The sequence below is a fragment of the Lysinibacillus macroides genome (assembly GCF_001281525.1).
GTDB classification, from domain to species: domain Bacteria; phylum Bacillota; class Bacilli; order Bacillales_A; family Planococcaceae; genus Lysinibacillus; species Lysinibacillus macroides.
The window spans coordinates 337,768-362,418 of the sequence record NZ_LGCI01000002.1; the positions used below are offsets into that span (position 1 = coordinate 337,768).

The 24,651-nt window shown below is 37.0% G+C and carries 24 protein-coding genes and 1 pseudogene; 16 read left to right on the plus strand and 9 right to left on the minus strand.

The genetic code is table 11. The features are described from left to right. Nucleotides 1-5: 5 nt before the first annotated feature. The 7 genes and pseudogenes from ADM90_RS01740 to ADM90_RS23575 all read left to right on the plus strand — a co-directional run bounded on the left by ADM90_RS01740 (nt 6) and on the right by ADM90_RS23575 (nt 6,963). Nucleotides 6-959, plus strand: a complete 954-nt coding sequence (locus tag ADM90_RS01740; protein WP_053993351.1) for a LytTR family transcriptional regulator DNA-binding domain-containing protein — start codon at nt 6-8, stop codon at nt 957-959. Between the two features lie 146 nt (nt 960-1,105). Next, nucleotides 1,106-1,954 carry an ABC transporter ATP-binding protein gene (locus ADM90_RS01745; RefSeq protein ID WP_053993352.1) on the plus strand — a complete coding sequence of 283 codons (849 nt, stop codon included), beginning with the start codon at nt 1,106-1,108 and terminating at the stop codon, nt 1,952-1,954. Beyond that, on the plus strand, nt 1,951-2,658 hold the full coding sequence (locus tag ADM90_RS01750; RefSeq protein ID WP_053993353.1) for an ABC transporter permease: 708 nt from the start codon (nt 1,951-1,953) through the stop codon (nt 2,656-2,658). The genes ADM90_RS01745 and ADM90_RS01750 overlap by 4 nt, the downstream gene beginning before the upstream one ends. A gap of 413 nt (nt 2,659-3,071) precedes the next feature. Continuing rightward, nucleotides 3,072-4,268, plus strand: a pseudogene (locus tag ADM90_RS01755) (IS256 family transposase). A 314-nt stretch (nt 4,269-4,582) separates the two neighbouring features. Then, nucleotides 4,583-5,305, plus strand: a complete 723-nt coding sequence (locus tag ADM90_RS01760) for a hypothetical protein (RefSeq protein WP_053993354.1) — start codon at nt 4,583-4,585, stop codon at nt 5,303-5,305. 32 nt (nt 5,306-5,337) lie between these two features. Beyond that, on the plus strand, nt 5,338-5,514 hold the full coding sequence (locus ADM90_RS24425) for a hypothetical protein (RefSeq protein WP_161804047.1): 177 nt from the start codon (nt 5,338-5,340) through the stop codon (nt 5,512-5,514). A 124-nt stretch (nt 5,515-5,638) separates the two neighbouring features. Then, nucleotides 5,639-6,963 (plus strand): IS3 family transposase gene (locus ADM90_RS23575; protein ID WP_235473249.1). Its coding sequence is split into 2 segments (ribosomal slippage): nt 5,639-6,137 and nt 6,137-6,963, totalling 1,326 coding nucleotides; the frame shifts between segments, so codons are not numbered across the junction. A 59-nt stretch (nt 6,964-7,022) separates the two neighbouring features. Here the strand turns inward: ADM90_RS23575 and ldmS are convergent. Further along, complete coding sequence (gene ldmS, locus ADM90_RS01775) at nt 7,023-8,180, minus strand: L-aspartate--L-methionine ligase LdmS (protein WP_053993356.1); 1,158 nt, start codon at nt 8,178-8,180, stop codon at nt 7,023-7,025. A 110-nt stretch (nt 8,181-8,290) separates the two neighbouring features. Beyond that, nucleotides 8,291-8,878 carry a GNAT family N-acetyltransferase gene (locus tag ADM90_RS01780; RefSeq protein ID WP_053993357.1) on the minus strand — a complete coding sequence of 196 codons (588 nt, stop codon included), beginning with the start codon at nt 8,876-8,878 and terminating at the stop codon, nt 8,291-8,293. A gap of 97 nt (nt 8,879-8,975) precedes the next feature. Here ADM90_RS01780 and pdxR point away from each other — a divergent pair, with 97 nt between their 5' ends. The 3 genes from pdxR to ADM90_RS01795 all read left to right on the plus strand — a co-directional run bounded on the left by pdxR (nt 8,976) and on the right by ADM90_RS01795 (nt 12,196). Then, nucleotides 8,976-10,337, plus strand: a complete 1,362-nt coding sequence (pdxR, locus tag ADM90_RS01785; protein ID WP_053993358.1) for a MocR-like pyridoxine biosynthesis transcription factor PdxR — start codon at nt 8,976-8,978, stop codon at nt 10,335-10,337. Nucleotides 10,338-10,372: 35 nt separating this feature from the next. Beyond that, complete coding sequence (gene ant(6) / locus ADM90_RS01790; RefSeq protein ID WP_053993359.1) at nt 10,373-11,233, plus strand: aminoglycoside 6-adenylyltransferase; 861 nt, start codon at nt 10,373-10,375, stop codon at nt 11,231-11,233. A 156-nt stretch (nt 11,234-11,389) separates the two neighbouring features. Beyond that, nucleotides 11,390-12,196 carry an EcsC family protein gene (locus ADM90_RS01795; protein WP_053993360.1) on the plus strand — a complete coding sequence of 269 codons (807 nt, stop codon included), beginning with the start codon at nt 11,390-11,392 and terminating at the stop codon, nt 12,194-12,196. Nucleotides 12,197-12,249: 53 nt separating this feature from the next. On the opposite strand, the gene ADM90_RS01800 is transcribed toward ADM90_RS01795, so the two are convergent. Beyond that, a complete protein-coding gene (locus ADM90_RS01800) occupies nt 12,250-13,218 on the minus strand; it encodes a quinone oxidoreductase family protein (protein ID WP_053993361.1) in 969 nt (322 codons plus the stop codon). Between the two features lie 207 nt (nt 13,219-13,425). On the opposite strand from ADM90_RS01800, the gene ADM90_RS01805 reads away from it, so the two are divergent. Then, entirely contained in the window at nt 13,426-13,791 is a 366-nt protein-coding gene (locus ADM90_RS01805) for an MFS transporter (protein WP_053993362.1), read from the plus strand. Between the two features lie 39 nt (nt 13,792-13,830). Here ADM90_RS01805 and ADM90_RS24930 read toward each other — a convergent pair whose 3' ends face one another. The 5 genes from ADM90_RS24930 to ADM90_RS01830 form a co-directional block, all read right to left on the minus strand. Then, a complete protein-coding gene (locus tag ADM90_RS24930) occupies nt 13,831-14,784 on the minus strand; it encodes a methyl-accepting chemotaxis protein (RefSeq protein WP_053993363.1) in 954 nt (317 codons plus the stop codon). Nucleotides 14,785-14,914: 130 nt separating this feature from the next. Then, nucleotides 14,915-16,099: an NAD(P)/FAD-dependent oxidoreductase gene (locus ADM90_RS01815; RefSeq protein ID WP_053993364.1), complete on the minus strand. Its 1,185-nt coding sequence runs from the start codon at nt 16,097-16,099 to the stop codon at nt 14,915-14,917. 45 nt (nt 16,100-16,144) lie between these two features. After that, nucleotides 16,145-16,573, minus strand: a complete 429-nt coding sequence (locus ADM90_RS01820; RefSeq protein WP_053993365.1) for a helical membrane plugin domain-containing protein — start codon at nt 16,571-16,573, stop codon at nt 16,145-16,147. A 380-nt stretch (nt 16,574-16,953) separates the two neighbouring features. Next, nucleotides 16,954-17,226 carry a helix-turn-helix domain-containing protein gene (locus ADM90_RS01825; RefSeq protein WP_161804048.1) on the minus strand — a complete coding sequence of 91 codons (273 nt, stop codon included), beginning with the start codon at nt 17,224-17,226 and terminating at the stop codon, nt 16,954-16,956. A 247-nt stretch (nt 17,227-17,473) separates the two neighbouring features. Further along, nucleotides 17,474-18,097: a TetR/AcrR family transcriptional regulator gene (locus ADM90_RS01830; protein WP_053993367.1), complete on the minus strand. Its 624-nt coding sequence runs from the start codon at nt 18,095-18,097 to the stop codon at nt 17,474-17,476. Between the two features lie 122 nt (nt 18,098-18,219). Between ADM90_RS01830 and ADM90_RS01835 the strand changes: the two genes are divergently transcribed. Then, nucleotides 18,220-20,406: an MMPL family transporter gene (locus tag ADM90_RS01835; protein WP_053993368.1), complete on the plus strand. Its 2,187-nt coding sequence runs from the start codon at nt 18,220-18,222 to the stop codon at nt 20,404-20,406. Between the two features lie 120 nt (nt 20,407-20,526). Here the strand turns inward: ADM90_RS01835 and ADM90_RS01840 are convergent, their stop codons facing one another. Continuing rightward, on the minus strand, nt 20,527-22,041 hold the full coding sequence (locus tag ADM90_RS01840; protein WP_053993369.1) for a DHA2 family efflux MFS transporter permease subunit: 1,515 nt from the start codon (nt 22,039-22,041) through the stop codon (nt 20,527-20,529). Between the two features lie 157 nt (nt 22,042-22,198). On the opposite strand from ADM90_RS01840, the gene ADM90_RS01845 reads away from it, so the two are divergent. From ADM90_RS01845 to ADM90_RS01860, 4 genes are all read left to right on the plus strand, one after another. Then, complete coding sequence (locus ADM90_RS01845) at nt 22,199-23,107, plus strand: TetR/AcrR family transcriptional regulator (RefSeq protein WP_053993370.1); 909 nt, start codon at nt 22,199-22,201, stop codon at nt 23,105-23,107. A gap of 144 nt (nt 23,108-23,251) precedes the next feature. Beyond that, nucleotides 23,252-23,500 (plus strand): LapA family protein, encoded by a 249-nt coding sequence (locus ADM90_RS01850; protein WP_053993371.1) that lies wholly within the window; start codon nt 23,252-23,254, stop codon nt 23,498-23,500. Nucleotides 23,501-23,640: 140 nt separating this feature from the next. After that, a complete protein-coding gene (locus tag ADM90_RS01855) occupies nt 23,641-24,195 on the plus strand; it encodes an SLOG family protein (RefSeq protein ID WP_053993372.1) in 555 nt (184 codons plus the stop codon). Nucleotides 24,196-24,312: 117 nt separating this feature from the next. Then, nucleotides 24,313-24,627, plus strand: a complete 315-nt coding sequence (locus ADM90_RS01860) for a hypothetical protein (RefSeq protein ID WP_053993373.1) — start codon at nt 24,313-24,315, stop codon at nt 24,625-24,627. Nucleotides 24,628-24,651 lie beyond the last annotated feature (24 nt).

Here is a 24,651-nt window from a genome sequence, read left to right on the forward strand (position 1 = left end):
CCATTTTGAATCCACAATCATTCTTAATCATAGACCCTTATATTGAAGTGGGAAATGTTATTTATCCTAGCTTTCAATTACCCATACAACAAGGAACAGTTATAGGTATATATACAGATGTGACAAAAATCCATACATTGATGCAGTGGTTTGAGAAGCAAACCACTACATATACATTGAGCCGTGAAAGTGCTTTATACGAACGCCTTACAGTTAACGAGTATGTACAGTTCTCCCTAAAGCTTTTCATGGCTTCTTATAGCAGGGATAATTTATTGAAAATCCTGTCTTTAATTGACCAAAAGAATGTGAGAATAAGTAAGTTATCAAATGGCGAAAAGCAGCGATTAAAGCTGCTTCAAGCATATCTCAGTGAGGCATCCATACAAATTATTGAAGAGCCCTTTCAAAACTTAGATGAATTTTCAAAACAACAAGTTCTTCAATTGCTTACTGCTCTTGATAGCCAACAGAAATTTATTATTTTACTGTCAAATAACTTGGAGGACTTAATGATGTCGTGTAGCGATATTTATCGACTAGATACAACAGGTTTACATGTATTGGATGTAAAGGAGGATAATAATGTGCAAACTCCTCCATCTCCTGAGCATACACCTATTCGCTTAGATAAAATCCCTACAAAGAAAAACGATAAAATTATTTTATTTAACCCACCTGAAATTGATTATATTGAAAGTGTTGAGGGAGTTGTTTTGGTGTATGTTGCGGGAGAGGCATATCCATGTACTTTATCTCTAAATGAATTAGAGCAAAAATTGACACCATTTGGCTTTTTTAGAAGCCATCGTTCTTATATTGTGAACCTACAAAAAGTTCGAGAAATTATTACTTGGACACGCAATAGCTATAGTCTAGCATTGAACAGTACTGAAAAGATGGTTGTACCATTGTCGAAAAATAAACTAGCAGATTTAAAAGAAATACTCGGAATTTAGTAGATTTCCCAGGAAATAAACGACTCCTGTCACCTTAACTATTGTTCCATTGAAGGTCAATTTTCTGCCTTTCACCTAAAATTTACTGTATAGCACCTCTTTATTGTTTATAGTGTAGACATCAACAATAACTAGGAGGCTTATAGATGAATACAGTAGTCAGTGTACAGCATTTGAAAAAAACATTTCAGAAAGAAGCAGCATTACAAGATGTTTCCTTCGCTATTCAAAAAGGAGAAATATTTGGCTTTCTTGGACCAAGTGGCTCTGGAAAAACAACTACTATTAAAATTTTAACTGCTCAAATAGTTAAAACATCTGGAAATATTTCACTTTTCGGACAACCTGCTGAAAATATGAAGCAACAGCAAAACCGTCAACGTGTTGGTATTTTATCGGATAATAGTGGTTTATATACACGCCTATCAATTGAAGAAAACTTGCAGCTTTATTGTGAACTATACCAACTACCAGCAACTGCAATTAAAGAGGCTTTAGACTTTGTCAACTTATATACGGAGCGTAAAAAGAAGGTTAGCCAGCTTTCAAAGGGCATGATTCAACGTGTTACCCTTGCTCGTGCTATTATGCATAAGCCTGAATTATTATTTTTAGATGAACCTACCTCTGCCCTTGATCCTGTGAATACACAGCATATTTATAATGGCTTGCGCAAATTAAATGATATGGGGACAACGATTTTCTTAACAACACATGATATGAGTGAGGCTGAAATACTTTGTGATCGTGTAGCCTTCCTGCATAATGGCAAAATCCAAGCGATTGGCACACCAAAGGATTTAAAACAAGAATTCGGAGACGACTCCATTACAGTAGAGCTCAAAAATGGTGGACAGCAGGTGATTCAAAATGGTGGGCAGGACGCAGAGAAGCTCTATCAATGGATGCAAGCGAATGAAGTTGCTCGTATCTATACAAATGAGCCAACATTAGGTGAGATTTTTATGCAAATAACAGGGAGTGATTTAGTATGAATATTTCAATGACACGCATTCAAGCAATCTTTAAAAAGGATTATAAGGAATTTTCACGTAATTATGCTGTATCCCTAATGGTGTTGCTGCCATTAATATTAGCTTTTATCTACAATAAAACTGGTGCTCATACAATGGACACTCTTTTTCTGCCAATAAATATGACCTTTGCAGTTGTAACAGCCTATGTACAATGCTGCTTAATTGCTGAGGAAAAGGAAAAAAATACACTGCGTAGTTTAATGCTTTCACCTGCTTCACTTGGTGATATATTAATTGGCAAAAGCTTATTTACATTTATCTTAACAATTATTGTTGTAGCCTTAACAGCCTTTCTTGTAGGCTACGAGCCCGCTAATCTACTACTTATTGCTCTTGCATTAGTGCTCTCAACAGTATTTTATATTGCATTAGGCACTATATGCGGCTTATTTGCTAAATCGACAATGGAGGCATCGATTATTGTCTTACCTGTTATTATTATTTTCTCACTAGGACCACTTGCCATGATGCTATCTTCGACTTATCCAATTTTAAAAATAGCAGAGTGGCTACCTAGCTCGCAATTACTCCTATTAGCGGAAGCATTAGAAGGTAAGTATTCTATATCGGATGTCATTATTCCTATGGTTACAATTATTATCTGGTCACTGTTTACTTGGTTTATGACAGCAATTATCTATAAAAAAAGAATGGTCGATTAATGACCATTCTTTTCCATTCGATAGTAATTTACGTTGTTAGCAGTTGTATAAGACATGTCTTTACCTTCGTCCATTTCTCCAATGTACTACTATACATCACCTTATGCCGTGTTGTGCCATCTTTGCGAATCAATATAATTGCGTAAAGTAGCACCTTGTAAAGCCATGGAAGGGTCTTGCTATTGAACAATAGCTTGCATTTTTGTATGAGAAGAACTATGAAAATAAGAAATGATTTATAAAAATTTACATAAAACAAACCTACTGATCTGTAAATATTATGGTTTATAGGTACAAATATTTTTAAGAGAGTATAAAATATTTTGTGTAAATGAATAAGACGACAAAAAAGGAAGACCTTTTCTTGGTAGAATTAAGTCACCACAACCAATCCTAGAAAAGAGGTCTTCCCTATGAATCAGTTTACAACAGAAATCGTCGAGGCTCTAGTAAAAAAACAAGATATTACTGAGGTTTTTCGTGCGCACTTAGAAGTAGCCGTGAATACGCTCCTGGCGACAGAGCTGACGATATTTTTAGATGACGAGAAATACGATCGAATGGGCTTTAACTCTGGCAATTCACGGAATGGCTCGTATTCCCGTACGCTACACACAGAATATGGTGATTTAAACATCCAGATTCCACGTGATCGCAATGGAGAGTTTAAGCAACAGACGATCGCACCATATAAACGCTCAAACGACACGCTAGAATCCACAGTCATTCATCTCTTCCAAAAAGGGATTACGATGTCAGAAATTGCAGGATTAATTGAAAAAATGTATGGCCATCATTACACACCACAGACGATTTCGAATATAACAAAAGTGGTGACAGAACAGGTAGAAGCCTTTCATAAACGTTCCTTAAACGCACGTTATGTCTGCGTTTATTTAGACGCAACGTATATTCCAGTGCGACGTGAAACAGTGTCCAAAGAAGCCGTTTATATCGCTGTTGGAATTCATGAGGACGGCTCAAAGGAAGTGCTGGCTTACACGATTGCGCCAACCGAATCTGCGTACAACTAGCAGGAACTTCTCGCTGAACTCAAAGAACGTGGGATCGAAGAAGTGCTTCTGTTTATTTCTGATGGCTTAAAAGGGATAGTAGACGCCATTTCTACGGTCTTTCCAAAAGCACAGTACCAAACATGTCTCGTTCACGTAACACGCAATCTATCACATAAAGTTCGCGTAGAAGATCGCTCAGAAGTGTGCGAGGATTTCAAGACAATCTATCAAGCTGATACCAAAGAAGCTGGCCAAGATGCGTTGGATTCCTTCTGTTCAAAGTGGCAAAAAGCGTATCCAAAAGTGATGAAAACACTAAAGGAGAACGATCATTTACTAACGTTTTATAGCTTTCCCAAAGCCATTTGGCGTAGCATTTACTCAACGAATTTAATTGAGTCATTCAACAAGCCAATCAAGAAATACACAAAACGTAAGGAACAATTCCCAAATGAAGAAGCGTTGGAACGATTCCTTGTTTCACAGTTCGAAGACGACAACCAACGCTTCGCCACACGTGGTCACATTGGATTTAATCAAGCCCGTGCTGAGTTACTAGCGATGTTTGAATCGCAAGAATCAGCAAGGGAATGAACAGCGCGAAATATTGTTTTTTAGAAGGGGTTAACCCTTCCTAAAAAACAAAATCAATTCTTCGAACAAATGTAATTAAAATAAAAATGTGATGATCTACTCGAAAAGGTGGGATTGTCATTTACACAAAATTATTGACACTCCCATTTTTAAAAAAGTATTGAATATTATACAAATATTAGGTATATTTAATTGTGTAAATGAAATATATTACATTTACGAAAAATCTATAACCTCCCAGACCTCACATAAATATAACACTAAGTAAGACATCTCCTTTTTAAATTAAAATCACTAAAGAAAGGAAGAAATCAATGAAAAAATTATTTACCTCTATCTTATCAGTAGTCTTATTATTTAGTATGGTGGGAAGTGTTTTCGCAGAAAGCAAGAAAGTTAATTATGAATACTCAAGTGCATTGGTAACAGCTGCCCAATTAGATGAAATATTCGTTGGAGCCGTTGGAGTGGATGGAGAATTTCTTGTTTTAGATCAGCAAAAAGCCATTAATAATGGTATTTCATCCGATAAAATAAAAGAAGCAGAAGAAAAAATTAAAGAGTATAATAAAATAACCAAAGACGTTCTAGTAATTTCACCCTTATTAACATTCGTTGGAAATCAAATTCAATTTGATGAAATAGCAGCAGAAAAAAAGGGTGTTTCAAAGGAACTCATAAATGCCACAAAAATCGATGTAGAAAAGATTAATAAAGCAGCAGCAGAGGGTATCGTTAATCTTGCCGCTTGTGGAGGAACAAATAAGTATGAAGATCGTTGGTATGGTTTTGATACATACTTCGATAGTTGTGTATCTAATCAAATTATTGGTTATTTGACAATTGGAGCAGGGATTACGACAATTGCTTCTCTAGTAACTGCGGCTATATCCCCTCCTGCGGGCATGGCTCTCGGAATTGCTGCTGGGTTACTTGGTATAGGAGTGGGTGCGTTAACAGTTGCTAATGCATATGGATGTGGTGTTTTAATAAGATGGAGTTTTGATAAGCCATTTTGGACAAGTTCACAATGTTAATGAGTTAGTAAGTAAAGGAGCGAAAAACATAGATGTCTGCGTTTCTACTAGCAAAAATACTTGCCGGTCTTGCGTTTGTGTTGGGGCTAATCATGGTTTTCTTCTTTAAAACAAAGAAGAAGGAAGATAAAAAGTATCAAATTTATACACTTCTTCTTATCCTGTTTACTAACATTTGCATTTGGGTTGTGGCAGCAGCTAATTCTTAACGAAAAAAGAAAGGTGGATCTAATATGGTACCTGTGGATAGGACACTTGAAAAAGAGTGTGCGATTCACAGGTATTTTTTATATACTAGACTTTCAAGAGAAAAAGGACAGAAAAGAGACAGCTATGAGTAAACAATTATTTTCACTCGAACAGATCAAACAATTACAAAAGAACCCACATGTATGGAAGGTAAGTGAACGTACGATTACCTATTCCGATGCATTTAAAAGTCAATGTATTGATGAATATTTAGCAGGCAAAACACCTCGACAGATTTTTGAGGAATACGGCTTTGAGATTAAGGTGTTAGGTATGAAACGCGTTGAACAAGCCTCTTCTCGTTGGCGAAAAGCGTATGAAAAGAATGGCTTGATTGGACTAACAGATACCCGAAAAACGAGTTCCGGTAGACCATTAAAGCGTGAGTTAATGATGACAGAAATTTTAGAAAGACAAGCCGCACGTATTGAGCTATTAGAAGGCCAAGTGGAGATGCTAAAAAAGCTCGAAGCGACAGAAAGGAGGCTGTTAAACCACTGTCAAAAACTCAGCACTCATAAGATATTTCAGCTAATTTCCGATACACTCAATCTGTTTCCATTTGAACGAATGGTAACTTATTTTGCACGCTCTTAAACGTCTCACGCTTGGGCTATTACAATTATTTAAAGACAAGTGAGGCGCGTGCAGCGAAAGAGCAGAATGATTTAGCCGCACGTGATTTCATCTTAAAAGCCTTTCATCGCCGTGGCTATAAGAAGGGCTCCCGTTCCATTAAAATGACGTTGGCGCACGACTTTGGCATCGTGATGAATCGCAAGAAGATCCAACGTATTATGCGAAAGTATGGAATTGTCTGCCCGCACCGCAAAGCGAATCCATATAAACAAATCGCGAAAGCAACGAAAGAACATCGTGTCGTGCCCAATAAACTACAGCGCCAATTTAAGCAAGGTATACCAGGAAAAATCCTATTAACGGACATTAGCTATCTTCCTTACAACGGAACAATGGCTTATTTGTCGACAATCAAAGATGGCTCTACGAATGAAATTTTAGCGTATCATGTGTCAGACCGTATTACGTCAGACATTGCGACAAAAACCGTTGAAAAGCTGTTCCGTAATAGGCGTGTAAAACTACATCCAGAAGCCTTCATTCATTCAGATCAAGGCGTTCATTATACGAGCCCTAAATTTCAAAAGCTTTTAAACCACTATAAACTTGGTCAATCGATGTCACGTCGAGGGAACTGTTGGGACAATGCACCACAGGAATCCTTCTTCGGACATTTCAAAGACGAGGTTGATTTCAGCATGGTCAAAACATTGGACGAACTACGCGCAAAAATTGATCACTACATGGTCTATTACAACAACTATCGTTATCAATGGCATCTAAAAAAGATGGCTCCTGTCCAATACAGAAACCACCTTTTAGCAGCTTAAACTCTTTTTTTAGTTTGTCCTTGACTTGGGTACCACTTTAAAGATTGATCGATTAATGATCATTCTTTTTCTAGTTGCGCCTCAAGTTGCTCAATCTCCTCTAGTGTATCTGCATACCAAATACCAACAAATCTACTGGCAACAGGCTCCTCAAAATAATCACCATCATAGAAGGATAATGGCAATAGCACCCCTTGCTCAATAAATGCTGTGATGGTTTGATAGAAATCAGCATTTTTCTGAGGAGTTGGTGCTGCATAAGAGGCAAACTTATTAATAGGCTTACCTAAAGCATCATGGAACATCAGCATAGAAGTAGAGCCATTCTGACGGAAATTTAAGTCGATTGCCTGAACATCGCCAGCCTCTGTAACAATTAAATCAAATCCTGCTACACCTACAAAGCCCTCTGCAACGCCACGTTCCATAATATGACGCCCCGCTTGAATGACCTTTTCAGGCACTTTTTCGACCATAATATTACCTTCATAAATACCATTATCATCGGTAATTTGCTGTGAAGCGCCTAAATATTGAATGCCCAGTTCCTCACAATAAATAAATTGACAGCTATAATTATCCTTTGTCTGTAATAGTTCCTCAATAATGATGCTTTCTGTCTCTGTCATGCGAAATTGACGTAAGCCTTCGGTCAGCTCCTCTTTATTATGACAAATAATCACCCCGTACCCTCCTGAGGTTGGAGAATCGTCGCCTGGCTTCAAAACAACAGGTGGCTGCCAGTTTTTAATAGCATCTGAAAGTTTATACGTTTCCACATTTAAACGACTCGGGACAAATTTGCTATCAATTAAATGATCAATATATGCCTTTGTATTTAATTCATTAAATTTCTCAGCATCCATCCAATAGCATTGACGATCCATATGCTCAAAATCATGTATATATTGACAAACAATGGTCTTGCCCTCTGCACACCATGCTTGAAGCTGTGCTAGATATTCCTCCTCCGTCTCGTAGCTATAAGGCTGCTCAATCCATGGTAATCCTGCTAATTGATGAAGTTGCTGGGCTTTTTCTGTTTGTGTGGCTTGATGCACTAATACAGGAATATCCGCAATCGCTACTTCTCTCGCAGTTAAAGCATCTAGCTTATGGGGATTATCCAGCATCCATGGATTATCACTATAAGGTGTTCTTGGTGTATAGACAGCATTATCGCCGTAAATTTGTCTTAGTGTAAATTTTGGTTTCAAATAGATTACCTTCTTTCAAGTTTTAGGTACTCTACCCTTCCCCCTATTTCTTTACACTTTTTAAAAGAAAAAACAGACTTAATAGGTGATTAAATTCCTTTAAAAACCAATTAAACTGCGGATTGAACTAATAATTTTTGTAAATGCTTTTTCACCCGTGGCCATTTTTCTAGCGTAATACTATATATCACCGTATGCCGAGTCGTGCCATCTTTACGAATCATATGATTGCGTAAAACCCCCTCTTTTATCGCACCAATACGTTCAATTGCGTTTTGCGAGCGCCTATTATTATGATCTGTTTTGATTTGCACACGCCGTAGATAAAGCTGTTCAAAACAATATTGCAATAATAAATATTTACAATTTGTATTTATCGCTGTACGCCAATAGGCAGATGTTAGCCAGGTATAGCCGATTTCAAGACGCTGATGCTGCTCATCAATATTCATAAATCGAGTAGAGCCCACAATCTTGCCTGATTGTTTATCCACAATTACAAAGGGAAATTCTGTTTGTTGTTGTTTTGCCATTAATGCCTTTTCCACAAAGTTATCCACATCTTTCCTTTTTTCAATGGTCATGGACATATAAGACCAAATTTCTGGATAACTCCCTGCCGTTAATAAGCCTGCGCTATCATTTAGTTCCAAAGGCTTTAATTTGACAATATCATTTTCTAGGGTAATAAATTCCATGATGCCTCACTCCTTTTTTGTCTATTAAACGATAAAATTGATATGATGAATATAACCAATTTCTAAAAAATAAACCATATCAGAGGAGGTTTCCATTATGGAGCTAGCCATTTTATTTACTGGAAAGTCACCGAAATATATAGAAATTTATCAATCCATCAAGCAGGCTATTTTAACAAAAAAACTGCTTGCTCATGAACAATTGCCTTCTAAACGGACACTTGCTCAAACGCTGAATGTAAGTGTACATACTATTAAGGAAGCCTATGAGCAATTGCTTGCAGAAGGCTATATTTACAGCAAGGAACGCGCTGGCTATTTTATCGCTCCCTTTGAGGTTGACTGGTTACAGCACAAACAGCAGCTTCCCTCTACACCCATGCCGTCCACACCAAACGATATTCAATTTGATTTTAATAATGGGCATGTGGATAACAAGGCTTTTCCTTATACTGTTTGGTATAAGTTAATAAAAAAGCATTTTACTGTGGATAATTTAACAATTAGCCCTTGGCAAGGAGAGGATGCCTTGAGAACTGAAATTGCCCGATATGTAGAACGTTCACGTGGTGTTACTTGTGATGCTTCACAAGTTTTTGTTTCTAGTGGCACACAAAGTCAGCTTCAGTTCCTTTGTCACTTCTTTGGCTCAAAAACATGTGTAGGATTAGAGGAACCAGGCTTTAAACGAGTACGTGCGGTTTTACAGCAATGTGGTCTAGCCACTCAGGCGATTCCTGTGGACCATGCAGGCATCACGATTCCGTCAAAAGATATTCACCTATTATACACAACACCAGCCCATCAATTTCCTTTAGGTATGATTATGACCATGGAAAGACGAGCAGCATTATTACACTGGGCAAGCTTAAACCAAGCCTATATTATTGAGGATGACTATGATGCTGAATTTCGTTATAAGGGGCTTCCCATCCCCTCTTTAGCAAAATTGGATCAGCTTCAGCATGTGATTTATTTTGGGACATTTTCAAAAACATTGCTGCCTTCTCTACGAATTAGTTATATGGTTCTACCAACATCACTCGTAGCATCATTTACAGCCTTTTACCTTGAGCAAAAATCAGTGGTTTCAAAGGTAGATCAGCTTGTCTTAGCCGATTTTATGGCACAAGGACTATTTGATAAGCATTTAGCCAAAATGCGAACCATTTATCGTAAAAAACAGCAAGCATTACTAACAGCGATTTCAGTCCATTTTTCAGCAGAGTTCCAAGTAATTGGGGAAAAATCAGGGCTACATATTGTGATAAAGCTTCCTAACAGATTGTCAGAAGCAAGAGCTATCCAGCTTGCCGAAGAAATTGGGATTCATGTCTACCCATGTGCTACCTCTTATCAGCACAAAACGAGTGAAGCAATGGTGATTATCGGCTATGGTGGACTAACGCTTCAGCAAATCAATGATGGCATTGCTCGCCTTGCTGCTGTTTGGCAATAGCTTCTGTTATATCAAAATTTAAAGGAGGAATTGAAGTGAGGAAAGAAAATGAACTAATTACACTTTTCGAAACTATTATTATAGATGATGATCGAATTAGACTAGCTGTTCTTGAAGGTTCGAGAACTAATACAAATATTCCAAAAGATAACTTTCAAGATTACGATATTTCATTCTTTGTCACAGATATAGAGTCATATAAGAAAAGTGACCATTGGCTAAATGTATTTGGGGGCATAGTATTTATGCAAAAACCAGAAGCTATGGAGCTATACCCAGCAGAGTTAGGGAATTGGTTCAGCTATATTATGTATTTTAGCGATGGTATAAAGATAGATCTGACCTTGATTCCTTTAAACGAAGTAGACCAATATATAGCTGATTCAGATGGCTTAGTAGAAGTATTGATTGATAAAGATAAACGAATAAAGGAAAAAATTATTCCAAATGATACAAAATATTGGATTAAAAGGCCATCCGAGCGAGAGTTCGATGATTGCTGCAATGAGTTTTGGAATGTATCAGCTTATGTAGCAAAAGGCTTACTTAGAAAAGAGCTACTTTATGCATTGGATCATTTCAACCAAATTCTTCGACCTGAGCTTTTACGTATGATGTCATGGGATATTGGTATAAGAGAAGGCTGTCATTTCAGCGTAGGTAAGAACTATAAATTTATTGGTAAATATCTTCCTGAAAAAGAATTAGAGAGACTGGTTCAAACCTTTTCCCTGGCTGGTTATAAAGTGACTTGGAATTCCTTTAACTTATGTTGTGAAATGTTTAGATTTTATTCTAAAAAAGTCGCCTCTTTATTAAATTATACTTACCCTGATTATGATGAAAAAATGACGAATATCATCCAAAATATTTACATTAATTTAAGTGAAAATTAATGAATATTAGGAAACCCAAATAATCCTTGAATTTCTGCATGTCATTGAATTATCTGCTCTTGCAATATGAAGTTGTTCGCTTTCATCACCAATGAAACTTTCCTGCTATTTTTTCGTATGTACAGTTAAATGAACAAGTAAGGGGATTTGATAACCATGGAGAATCGTGAGCTATTACAACAGCATTTACAGGAAATCAACGCATGGGAAAACGATCAAAAGGGTTTATGGTTTTGGGAGAAGCTAGGAAGGATACCGTTTAAAATATTAGATAAAATGACACCTGCCTTTATTCAAAATAAGATTGCTTTATTAGTCGATGAATTAGGTAGTTATATTCAGTCAGGTGGAAAATATTTAATTAGTGAACAAGCCATGCTACAAAGGATTCGCAAGCATTCCTCAACAGAGCATCTTTTAACCATTTCTGATGTTGGACAAATACCATTAGAGGATATGATCGCGCTTAGTGAGCAATTACAAAGTGAACGTGTGAAATTTGCGACAGTTCAAGGAGCCTCCACTGGCTTTGGTGGCATTTTTACGTTAGCGATTGATATTCCTGTGATTTTAGGAACAGCATTAAAAACATTGCAAGAAATTGCGATGATCCATGGCTATGACCCTAATGATAAAATGGAGCGAATTTTTATTGTAAAATGTCTACAGTTTACCTCTGCTGATATTGTTGGAAAAGAGGCAATTTTACAAGAGCTATCGACTATGAATAGCTCAAACAAGACTTCTGAAAATATGATTTCTCAGCTTCAAGGCTGGCAGGAGGTATTTTACACTTATAGAGATCAGTTAGGCTGGAAAAAGCTGTTTCAAATGATTCCGATCGCTGGTATGGTTTTTGGTGCTTATGCCAATAAAGGTATGATTCAGGATGTTGCAGAAACAGGTATTATGCTTTACCGTAAAAGACGTATTGTGGAAAAGTTAAATGAATTAGATCGTTAATGAATGTGCAAAAGATGACACTCCTTAGTGGAGTATCATCTTTCCTGCACTTTTTATATTTTAATTAGTATTTTACCTTGATGCTGACGACTTTCCATCAATTCATGAGCCTGTTGCATTTCCTCTAAGGAGAAAATTTTAGAAATCGGCACCTGGAAGCTTTCCTCTTTTACAATAGCAAAAATAGCCTGTGCCACCTGCTGTAGCATCGCTGGGCTTTTAGCTCTTGTTGTACCTAAGCTAAAGCCTTTAATATTGCGACAACTACTGTGTAAATCCGATGTGTTGATCGATCCTGCCCTGCCTCCGCTATTGCCAAATTGGACAAGTGTGCCGTATGATGCTAAGCAATGTAAGCTTTCCTCTGTAATTGCCCCTGCAATCGAATCAAAAATGATATCAACACCATGACCATTTGTATAATTATTAATAGATGTACTAAAGTCATCATATGTAAAAACTTGATGCGCACCAAGCTGATAAGCAATGGCTGCTTTTTCTAACTGACTTACTGTACCTAGGATCTGCTTTGCCCCAAGCCTTTTTGCCATTTGAATTAGCATTGTCCCGACTCCCCCAGAAGCAGCATGAATTAATACAGTATCCTGTTCAGTAATAGCTGCTACTTGATGTGTTAGCATATATGATAAAAATAACACAGTTGGTACAGCGGCTACCTTTTCCCTGGGAACATCTTGTGGAATTTTAAATACTAACTGCTCCTTTGCTACAACATATTCTGCATAAGCTCCATTTTTCGGAAATGCGATTACTTGGTCACCCTTTTGAAACTCACTGTTATTACCAAAAAACTCCTCCACAGTACCTGCGATATCTAAACCGAGAATCATTGGAAAATTTGCCTTGGCTTTATTACCTGTACGGTTTTTAATATCGGCAAAATTTACGCTTGTATAGGTTGTACGGATTAATACCTCGCCTTTTGCAATTGTAGGCTTCGGGCATTCACAATATGTTAAAACATTCGCTGATCCAAATTCATTGATTATGATAGCTTTCATAGAGTTCGCCTCCTTGTTATAGTAAAATTATATACAAATGATCCTATAAACGGAGGAATTTTATGAAAAATAAACCAAGGTAACTTTCCTATAACGGTGTATCCTATGATTTTTTTGACAAGAATAGCGATAACATCTGCTTTATGTTCTCTGGTACAGGCTATAGCTATAATAAGCCTATCCTTTATTATACAAAGTCATTAATGCTTGAGCTTGGTAATTGGTATAGGGTCTTTTCTAACAGCTTTAGGCTATGTTGTCTTTACCACATCCTTTCTGTTCACTATCGCAGCTTTAGGTTGCTTTACTGTAGGATTTGCCACTGCCTTTGCAAATACGGGCTTTTATACATTATATCAAAATAATATTCCAGTCCACAAGATGGGACGTATTGGTAGTATTTATGGTTTTTTTGGAGCACTTTTCGGTATTATTTTAACAGCCATACTTGGCATTGCTGCTGAATGGCTAACAATCCAGCTTGTTGTCATTAGTGCCTCTTGTCTAATGTTGTTGGTAGCTGTTATTTTATTATTATTAAATATACAGCCTGCAAAGAGGCACTTTTATTAACATCTCCAGCCAGATTGTGTCCATTCCCATCTGGCGCTATTACTGCTCAATTGGAAAATGTTTTACTTGCTCTACGGCTTCTAATAATTTTTCCGTCACGATTTCAGATTCATCAATATGGCTTGTTAGAACACGATTTGTTTCATCGAATAAAGCTGTTGTTGTCTTAAATTTATGCATGACATCTTCATTCGATAATTTTTGATCCTTAATATAGCCTAACAGCTCATTAATGCCTGTTTGAACATTTGTCATAATGTGCAATAAATCATCAATTTGCGTGGAGGTTTTAGCACTTTTATCAATTCCCTCAGCTACTAGCTTCATATTATTGTTATTATCCTCATAAGCTAGCCCAATTTGTTCCTCAATTTTCTTTGTTAAATTAGCAATATCCTCTGTGCTGGTTTTCGTATTTTCAGCTAATTTACGAACTTCCTCCGCAACAACGGAAAAGCCTTTGCCATGCTCCCCTGCTCTTGCTGCCTCAATCGATGCATTTAGAGCTAATAAATTGGTTTGATTTGAGATTTCTCCAATTACATTTACAATTTCTGCAATTTGTTTTGAACGGTCACTTAAATTGCTCATGCTTAAAGATGTTTTTTGTGATTGCTCTCCCAATGCATCAATGAGTAATTCAACCTCATGGACAGCCTGTTTACTCTCCACCGATAATGTCATCATTTGATCAGATGAGATAATCAATGAATTCCCCTTATCCAGTGCATGTTCCGAAATTTTATTGGACTGAATCGTGCTATCTTCTACTTTATTAAATTCTCCTACAATCTCACCAACCATCTTACCTAAAATAACATGCTGATTATTCACTTTATTATGCTGTTCAATGGTTTCGATGATCTCTTTATGTAACTCATTTAAAAATATTTGAAATTCATGATCTTTTTTATCAAGCTTCGCATTTAATTCATCAATTTTTGTTTTAAATTGTTCAACATCCTCTTTTTTAGATTGAAACATTGTGAACATCGGCCCATCACCTCAAGTAAAATTTTCCTGTCTCATTAATTTTACTTATTTTACAGGTATTAATCAATGATGCCCCATTATCTAAAAAATCCCCTTCAGCTCAAAATAGCGCTGAAGGGGATTTATCATTTTAATAGGCTAAACCAAATAAAGCTTTAATATGTGTTAAATAACGAATATTAGAAGCTTCTTTCATTAATGTAGCAGGAAGTCCTTTTAGCTCTGTGTTGCTAGCACCAATCGTTGCTACAGCATCTTTACGACCTAAGCTTGCAAGTGTACCAGAGTTGACTGCTGAGAATGATTTCATCTCTTGGTTTTTGTATTGTGCGAATACATTGTAACCAGCACATTCCCCCATTTGCCATGCAACTTGTGCAGTTGGTGCGTATAATGGACGCCCTCCATCAGCTGGTAGTGCTACCGATGCGTCACCAATAACAAATACATCTTCGTGTGATGTAGATTGTAAGAATTCATTGATTGTTGCTTTTCCACGATCTGCTGCTAAGCCTGATTCGCCTACGATTGGCAGTGGTGCTACTCCACCTGTCCAAACAAGTGTATTTGCCACAATTGGTTCACGGTCTTTTAGAGAAATAACATTCCCCTCAACACCTGTAACAGGCGTACCTGTAATAAATTCTACACCACGTTTTGCTAAGCTTTCAGTCGCACGTTGAATAAGTGTATCTGGTAGTACAGGTAAGATTTTTGGACCAGCCTCAACAAGCTTAATGTTAAGATCTGCAAAGTTAACACCGTGTTTCGCAGCGATTTTCGGGAAGTTGTCCACGATTTCGCCAACAAGCTCAACACCTGTTAAGCCGCCACCACCGATAACGATTGTTGCATCTGCTTCATCTTTAGACTGTGCATAGGCTTTAATACGGTCTTCGATATGCTTGTTAATTTTATTGGCATCATTAACTGATTTAAGAACCATCGAGTTTTCTTCTAATCCAGGGATGCCGAAGAATCCAGTTTGGCTACCTAAAGATACTACAAGTGTATCATAAGTTAATGTATAGCCATTATCTAAATCTACCTTTTTCGTATCTACATTGAATTTTGTTACTTTTGCAATATGTAGATCGATATCTAAACCTTTAAAGATTTTTTTAAGTGGTAAAGCGACAGCACCTTCTGCAATTGTACCACCAGCTAAACGGTGAAGCTCAGTAATAATTTGATGTGTTGGAAATTGATTAACTACAGTAATTTTAGCTTCATCAGCTGTTAGGTATTTGCGTGCTGTTAGTGCAGTTAACACACCAGCATAACCAGCACCTAAGATGACGATTTCTTTTGACATGATTAATTGATCCTCCGTCCTTACGAATTGAATTTACCTTGAGTCTTATTTAGCTTTACGTTCTGCGTTTACTTGTAAGAAAGCATTGACAAAACGGAAAATATTTTGAACTTGTGGGTCCTTTAACATTTTCATAAGACCGAATAAACCAATTACTTCCTGGCTCTCAGATGCACGGTCTTTCGCTTCAATTGCAGTAGCTGCAAGGTTTTTCGCAGAGCCTACTACAGGTCCAGCGATTTCTGTTACTGCTCCAACAGTATCATTTTTAAGCACTTCATCGGTTGCAACAGCTTGAGCAAACTCATATGATTTTGTTACTAATGTCATCATTTCAGTTAGCTTCGGTAATTGCTCAACTAAAGTTGTGAGTGATTCTTGAACTTCAGGCTTTAATAATTGGTCTAGCACATCTAATTGCTCTTTACTCACAGTTACTTGCTCAGTCTGTGCTTGGTTATTCGTTTCTGACATTTTGAACTCTCCTTTGCCATCACTAGTACTATTTTTTATTGCTTACATGTAAAAAAGACCATTAAGGTCAAACTTAACAGTCGTTACAGCGTATATCCTACACATTCACCAGTCACAAGGGCTGGACAGCAATCGTATGACTTGTTATTAGCGTGTTTAACTTTATCGTGCAAAAAGCTCATCATAATACCATCCTTAAGCTTGTCTTGGTGACATTACAACCTTCATTATAAGACTGTTCCACCATTATTTCAATGAGAGAATACACATATTCGACACTATTTTCAAAATCCATTGTTTTTATCAACAATTTGCTATTTTACAATAATAGGTTTTCCAACGCAGTATGGTCTATAATTTTAATATTTTTTCCTGCCATCTCAATATACCCCTTTTTTTTGAAATGTGGGTAAACGACGGCTTAATGTTTCTCTTATAGTATTTAATAAGGAAGCTAAATCTTTTTTGCTCAGTGTCAATAAAAATGTATCACTTTTGGCAATGGCTGAAGATTTTAGAATAAATGCAGCAAGCCTTTCGCTCACCTCTTTGGAAATTGCTTCACTCAAATGATTTTCAGTCTCCTCTAATCGTGCTGAAAGTTGTGCAAGCATATGAAACAAGGTAATAGGTGTACCTGCTAATATTTTCATAAGCTCCTCACCATCAAGCGAGCAAATTTCCATTTTTTCGAGAGCCTCTACTGTTGACTAGTATGATTCATTATTAAACAGGCAATGTTTTGTTCCATCTGATGATTTTTATTTGGGGAGAAACGATATTCTTCCAATGAGTCATATGGGATTAGCACTATAAATGACAATAGTTATCCACAAATGCGATTTATATTAAATTGAAAGGAGCTACCTCAAATAATGAGATAACTTCTTTCATAAATGATTAATGATTATTTTGTACAGATAGCCAAAAGAAATTTGTTACTTCCTTAGCTGTTTTATCTACAGCTCCTAATAAAGGCTTGCCGTCACCATCTTTCAAATATCCTACTGTCATCAGTGCCATAAAGTTATGGGCAAAAAATTTAGCATTACCTTTTCGAATCGTGCCATTCTCCATCTCCACTTGCATAGTCCGCTCGATTGTTTGATACATATCATTTTCGGATGCTTGGACTTGCCTCAACTGTGATTCCGATAAATTGATGGTAGCCTCTTTCATAAAATTTTTCATATCAATATCAATAGTTGCTGATAAATGAACTTCAACGAGCTGCTGTAATCGTTCTTTAAATGGCTTGGGTTGTTCTAAAATCTGTAGGATCGATAGCTTTATTCGATCCATCATCGCTATTAATGCAGATGTATATAATTCCCCTTTAGTTGGGTAGTAGTAATAGATCGTCGCCTTTGTTACGTTACAAGCCTTTGCTACATCATCCATTGAAATATTTTTGTAGCCTTCTTTAATAAAAAGTCTTGTGGCCGTTTCAAGGACAATATCTTTTGTAGGTTTCGCATTTTCATCATGGCGAGGTCTCCCGAGAACACGCGGTGATTGTTTCAACAAGTTCGCCTCCTTAATTAATCTTTTTTTTACGCATATTATAACATATAATATTTATGGATTGATTAATTAACCATCTAGTATATATAATTAAATTACTTACATGAAATGGGGGTCTTTTGATGAAAAAACATCCACTTGAGCAATGGGGCTCAATGGTTGCAAGTAAAAAGGGACGATTATTAGCACTAGCTTTTTGGGTGTTATTAGTAGTTGTATTCTCATTTGCTTGGCCACAAATCAATAGTATAGAAAGTGAGTCAGGCAAAAACTTACCTGACACGGAAATGTCTGAGCAAGCTACGTCCATCATTGCAGAGCAATTTCCTAATGATGCTGGCACACCTCTATTGCTGGTGTGGCATCGCGAAAATGGCTTAACACCTGATGATTTTTCGGCTATACAAGGTGTATACAACGAGCTGCAAGCAAAGCCCTTAGCCCATCAAACAATGGTTCCACCATTTGATCAAATGCCGCCTCAGGCTTTAATGGCTTCCGCTTCCGAAAATGGTACAACAATTGTGACACCTGTGTTTTTTGAAAAAGGTGTCGCAACAGATATGCTACAGGATAGTTTAGATAAGCTGACAAAAATTATAGAAGGCTATCAAGTCCAATTAGATGATAAATTATCAAGCGATGCACTCCATGTGCGCTTTTCTGGACCTGTGGGAATTGCCACTGATGCTGTCAGTTTATTTTCACAAGCAGATGTGAAGCTATTGATCGCAACTGTATTACTCGTTTTAGTACTACTTATTATTATTTATCGTTCTCCATTGCTAGCGATTATTCCTTTAATTGTTGTAGGGCTTGCCTATGGTGTGATTAGCCCAACACTTGGTTTTTTTGCTGAACAGGGATGGATAGATAAGGATTCACAGGCAGTTTCCATTATGACCGTTTTGCTTTTTGGTGCAGGTACTGACTATTGTTTATTTTTAATTTCAAAATATAGAGAAATACTCTTTGATGTTGAGGATAAGACGGTCGCAATGAAGCTAGCTGTCAAAGAATCGGGTGGTGCTATTTTAATGAGTGCCCTAACCGTGGTCATAGGTTTAGCAACCCTTAGTCTTGCCCAGTATGGCGCTTTTCAACGCTTTGCCGTGCCATTTAGCTTTGGCGTACTAGTCATGGGGATTGCAGCACTTGTCGTCCTACCTGCAATTCTTGTCCTTATTGGTCGAGTAGCGTTCTTCCCCTTCACTCCACGCACGGAGGAAATGGCAACTAAAAAGGGCAAGAAACAGCATAAGCCTTCACATAAGGTCAGTCATAAAATTGGTCATTTTGTTACCCATAAACCTTGGGTCGTTATTGCTATAACTGTAATCATACTTGGAGGATTGGCGGCATTTGTTCCACGTATTCAATATACATTTGATTTGCTTTCATCCTTCCCAAAAGATATGCCGTCTCGAGAAGGGTTTACTTTAATAGAAGAAAATTTTTCTCCTGGAGAGCTAGCACCTGTTCAATTAGTCATTGATACAGAAGGTACTGAAATGAACTTACAACAACAACTTGAAGCTATTTCTTACATTGATAGTGTGGCAGATGTACAAATAGGCGAAAAAAATAAGAATATACACTTGTATGAACTCACCTTCAATGCCAACCCTTATGCACAGGAGTCATTAGCTCATATTCCTGAACTACAAACAGAGGTGATTAAAATACTAGAGGCACAAGGGCTCAACAATGCTGAGAAACATGTTTGGCTTGGTGGAGAAACAGCTAGTCAATACGATACACAGCAAATAACGAAGCGTGATGAAACAGTAATCATGCCAACCATGATTGCCTTAATCGCATTATTATTATTTGTTTATTTACGTTCTATTACAGCAACTGTGTATTTATTAGCGACTGTTATTATTTCTTACTTTGGAGCATTAGGCGCTGGATGGTTAATCTTGCATCACATCATGGGTGCTGAGGCTATTTCCAGAGCTATTCCATTGTATGCCTTCGTATTCTTAGTAGCTCTCGGCGAGGATTATAATATCTTTATGATCTCAGAAATTTGGAAAAAACGTAAAACAGCTGATCATTTAACCGCTGTAGAAGAAGGTGTTGTTCGAACTGGGAGTGTTATCACATCCGCTGGGCTCATTCTAGCAGGTACATTTGCTGTATTGGCAACATTGCCGATTCAGGTGCTGGTACAATTTGGAGTTGTCACAGCCATTGGCGTACTGCTCGATACATTTATTGTTCGCCCATTGCTTGTACCAGCCATCACAACAGTTCTCGGCAAATATGCATTTTGGCCTGGTGCATTATTTAAAAAGGATGCTTAAACCTATTAACACGGACATTCATACAGCTCAGGCTACTACTATGTCCGTGTTCTTGTGATGATTCTTATCATAAAAAACTCCCTGTAGATAAATTAATTATCATAAGGGAGTATTTCTACGCTATTTAGTTGGCTTTTTTAAATCCATAGCATTTGCTGCACTTTCCACTTTTACACGTTTTAAGAAGAAAGCAAGTACTATAGCAACCGCTGTTAGCGCAGTGGCAATTAAGAAGGAGTGTGTAATACCATCCAATAAGGCTGTTTGCATAATTTGATCTTGCATTTGCTGCATCTGCTCTGGCGTAGGCGCAGCCCCTGATTGTGCTGCATTTGCTTTTGCCTCTGCCACTAATTCCTCTGCTTTGACCTTTGTACGATTATTCATAAATGTCACTAATATGGCACTACCAATAGCACCTGATACTTGCTGCAATGTATTGTTAATAGCCGTACCATGTGGGTTCATCATTTGTGGTAGTTGGTTTAAGCCATTTGTCATAATTGGCATCATAACCATTGACATACCAAACATACGAATTGTATACATTGATACAATATATGTGTAGGTAGAATCTATTGCTAATTTTGTTAAGCCAAATGTGGCAATTGTTGTAATAGCTAAACCGATAATCGCCAACACACGTGGACCAAATTTATCAAAGAGCTTACCAGTAATTGGCGACATAATCCCCATTACAAGTGCCCCTGGCAACATCATTAAACCAGCTTCAAAGGGCTCGATACCACGAATAGATTGAACATAAGCTGGCGTTAAAATCATCCCTGAGAACATCGCCATTGATATAATCACTGAGATCACAGATCCTAATGCGAACATTGGATATTTGTAAATACGCAATTCCAATAATGGCTCATCCATTTTCAACTGTTTAATAATGAAAATGATTAAAGCGATAAAGCCAATGGAAATTGTGCCGTATACCCATGGACTCGACCAGCCTTTATCCCCTGCTGTACTAAAGCCATATAAAATACCACCGAATGCAACTGTTGATAAAAGTACTGAAAGGAAATCTAAGTGAACTTCACGTGTCTCCATCACGTTTCTTAGCTTCCAAACACCAAATAATAAACTAATTACAGCAAATGGAATAATCATTTGGAAAAGCATACGCCAATCATGATGTTCTACAATATATCCTGATAATGTTGGGCCGATTGCTGGCGCCATAATCATAACTAAACCAAAGATCCCCATTGCTGCCCCACGCTTCTCTTTCGGGAAGCTTGTTAGCATAACGTTCATTAAAAGTGGTGACATACTAGAAGCTCCAGCTGCTTGCACCATACGACCTGCTAGCAGCACACCAAAGTTAGGTGCGAAGCCTGCCATAATTGTACCGATTGTAAAGATGGACATCGCTGTTATAAATAGATGTCTATTTTTAAAGCGTGTCACAAAGAATGCTGAAGCAGGTACTAAAATACCGCTCACAAGCATATACCCTGTTGCTAACCATTGTACTTTTGAATAGGTAATCCCAAAATCTTTCATGATTGTTGGTAATGCCACATTCAACAATGTGTTGTTTAGAAAAGCAACAAAAGCACCCACAAATAGAATAGCTATCATGCCATAAGGGGGCTTTTTCATTGTTTGCTCACTATTCATTTATATCCCTCAATTCTTTCTTGTGTTTTGCGATAAAACTTATTTTATACTCGTAGTCTACTTTTTTCAACAAATAAGTTTATAAATTTTATAAATGTTGATATATAAACATTTATACTATAGAATAAGAGTATAATACTTTAAAAAAGGTGAGGTTATGAACAAAAGAAAAAGACAAATTATTACAGCTGCACGCGAACTTTTTATTAAAAAGGGATTTGTAGATACATCTATTAATGACATCATCAGCGCTGCTAATATTTCAAAGGGAACCTTTTATAATCATTTTACTTCTAAGAACGAATGCTTAATCGCTATTTTAGATGAGGGACGTGAGGAAGCAAGCAATCGTCGTCATGAGCTTCTTTATGGGCAAGACCCCACTGATTTAGAGGTATTAACACAGCAAGTTGCCGTCCTAATGCATGTCAATAAAGAGCTAAATTTAGTACAGATTTTTGAATCCATCTTCCATGCACGGGATGCTGAGCTGAAAAAAATCATTATTAACTACCATTTACAGGAGGTAGAATGGCTTGCCAATCGTCTTGTGCAAGTATTTGGAGAAGAAATTAGTCCCATTAGCTATGAATGTGCTGTGCAAACATTTGGCATGATTAACCTCACATTACGTGCAGTCTTTATTGCTGATTATAAATACATCAATCGAGAAGCCATTGTACGTGTAGCATTACGCAATATTAGCGTAATTATACCTACTATGCTGGAATCGAAAGAAATTTTGATAAGTGTGGAAATGATTAACACGATTCAAAATGTCGTAAACTATAAAAACGTAACGAGGGAAATGGTTATTGAGCAATTGCAAGGCTTTACAAAAGGATTGTCAAGCACCGATATACCAGAAGGCTTAGAATATGCGGAATTTTTATTAGAGGAGCTACAGCGTGAAAAACCAAAGCTCTTTATTGTCGAATCACTGCTTACACCTTTCCGTAAAGCTTTCGTTGGAACAGGGCATGTAGCGGAAGCACGTGATATCGCCAATAGCTTATGGCGCTATGTAAAAATTGAACAACCCGCTGAGAGTTCTAAAAATAGATAACCTAAGAAAAATAAGTAAAAGGATGACTTCCATATGTAGCAGAAGTCATCCTTTTTAAATGTTATTTATTTTCAAGCTTATAATTGTCAGTTATTAACCTCAAATTATATAATAATTACAAACTTTTAATGAGGAGGTTGGCTTATGAAGAAGGAATGGAACTTAATCTTAACACTCATCATTGTTTTAGTTATTGCGGCTTTTTCAGTAATCAATGTAGACCCTGTAACCGTAAATTATTTATTTGGAGAAGCGCAGTGGCCACTGATCCTTGTTATTATCGGCTCCGTTTTATTGGGAGCGCTATTAGGCGGACTACTCAGTATGCTCAAAATTTATCAGCTTCAAAAGGCTTTAAAAAAGGCACAAGCGGAAATAGATCATCTTTCATAAATACAGCTTCAATAAAGGATTCACCCTTAGCGATTATCACACTTATTTTCATGCTAGTTATAGTTTAGCCTTACAAGTCGTTTTCAACTGTCCCCTCCTGTATACTGTTAGTACAACTATACAGCTTAGGGGGCATTTTGTTGTTACAGCGTATAATAATTACTGGCTATAAACCATATGAACTCGGTATTTTTAATGATAAGCATCCTGGTATTATTATTATAAAAAAAGCATTAGAAGTCCGTTTACGTATACTGTTGGATGAAGGACTTGAGTGGGTTATTATTAGTGGACAGCAGGGTGTGGAAACATGGAGTGCTGAAGTAATATGGATACTAAAAAGGGAGTTTCCTCACTTAAAATATGCAGTTATTACCCCTTTTTTAGAACAAGAGAAGAATTGGCAGGATCCTAAAAAGGAGAAATATCAAACAGTCATTGCCCAAGCCGATTTTGTCACTAGCGTTACAAAGAAACCGTATGAAGCACCTTGGCAATTTATCGAGAAGGACAAATTTATTATTCAAAATACAGACGGTCTTTTGCTAATTTACGATGAGGAAAATGAAGGCTCACCAAAGTATATCAAACGTCTTGCCGAAAAATATATGGAAACACATGACTATACACTCGCACTTATTAATGCCTATGATTTACAGATTATAGCAGAGGAAATACAGCAACAGGATTGGTAGAAAGATATTGCTATAATTTTCTGACAATTATATACTAGAACTATAAAAATCTTTTGTGAGGTTTTGATGAATGATTGTCGTGGATGCTACTAATTATTCGAAAGGAGCTGTTGTCATTTGAATAAACATATTGAAATGATTTTTGAAGCGTCTCCAATAAATGTCACTCATGATACGTATCGTAGAGAGTGTATGTATACACGTGGTATTCATATTGAAGAACAAGAATTTCTCGCCATTTTGAATACAATGAACTCTGAAGCACGTTTATATTTTGACTTCCATAATCCACGTAAAGAAATTAAACAAGGCACCTACTTAAATGGACACTCCGGCTTAGCCTACAATATTTATCATTACTATAAGCAACACTACGGCATTGAGGTTGCCGAGTTAATCAACGGTCAAGATTTTTATGTAAAAATAATATAATCGATCTATCAAAAAAGCCCCTTC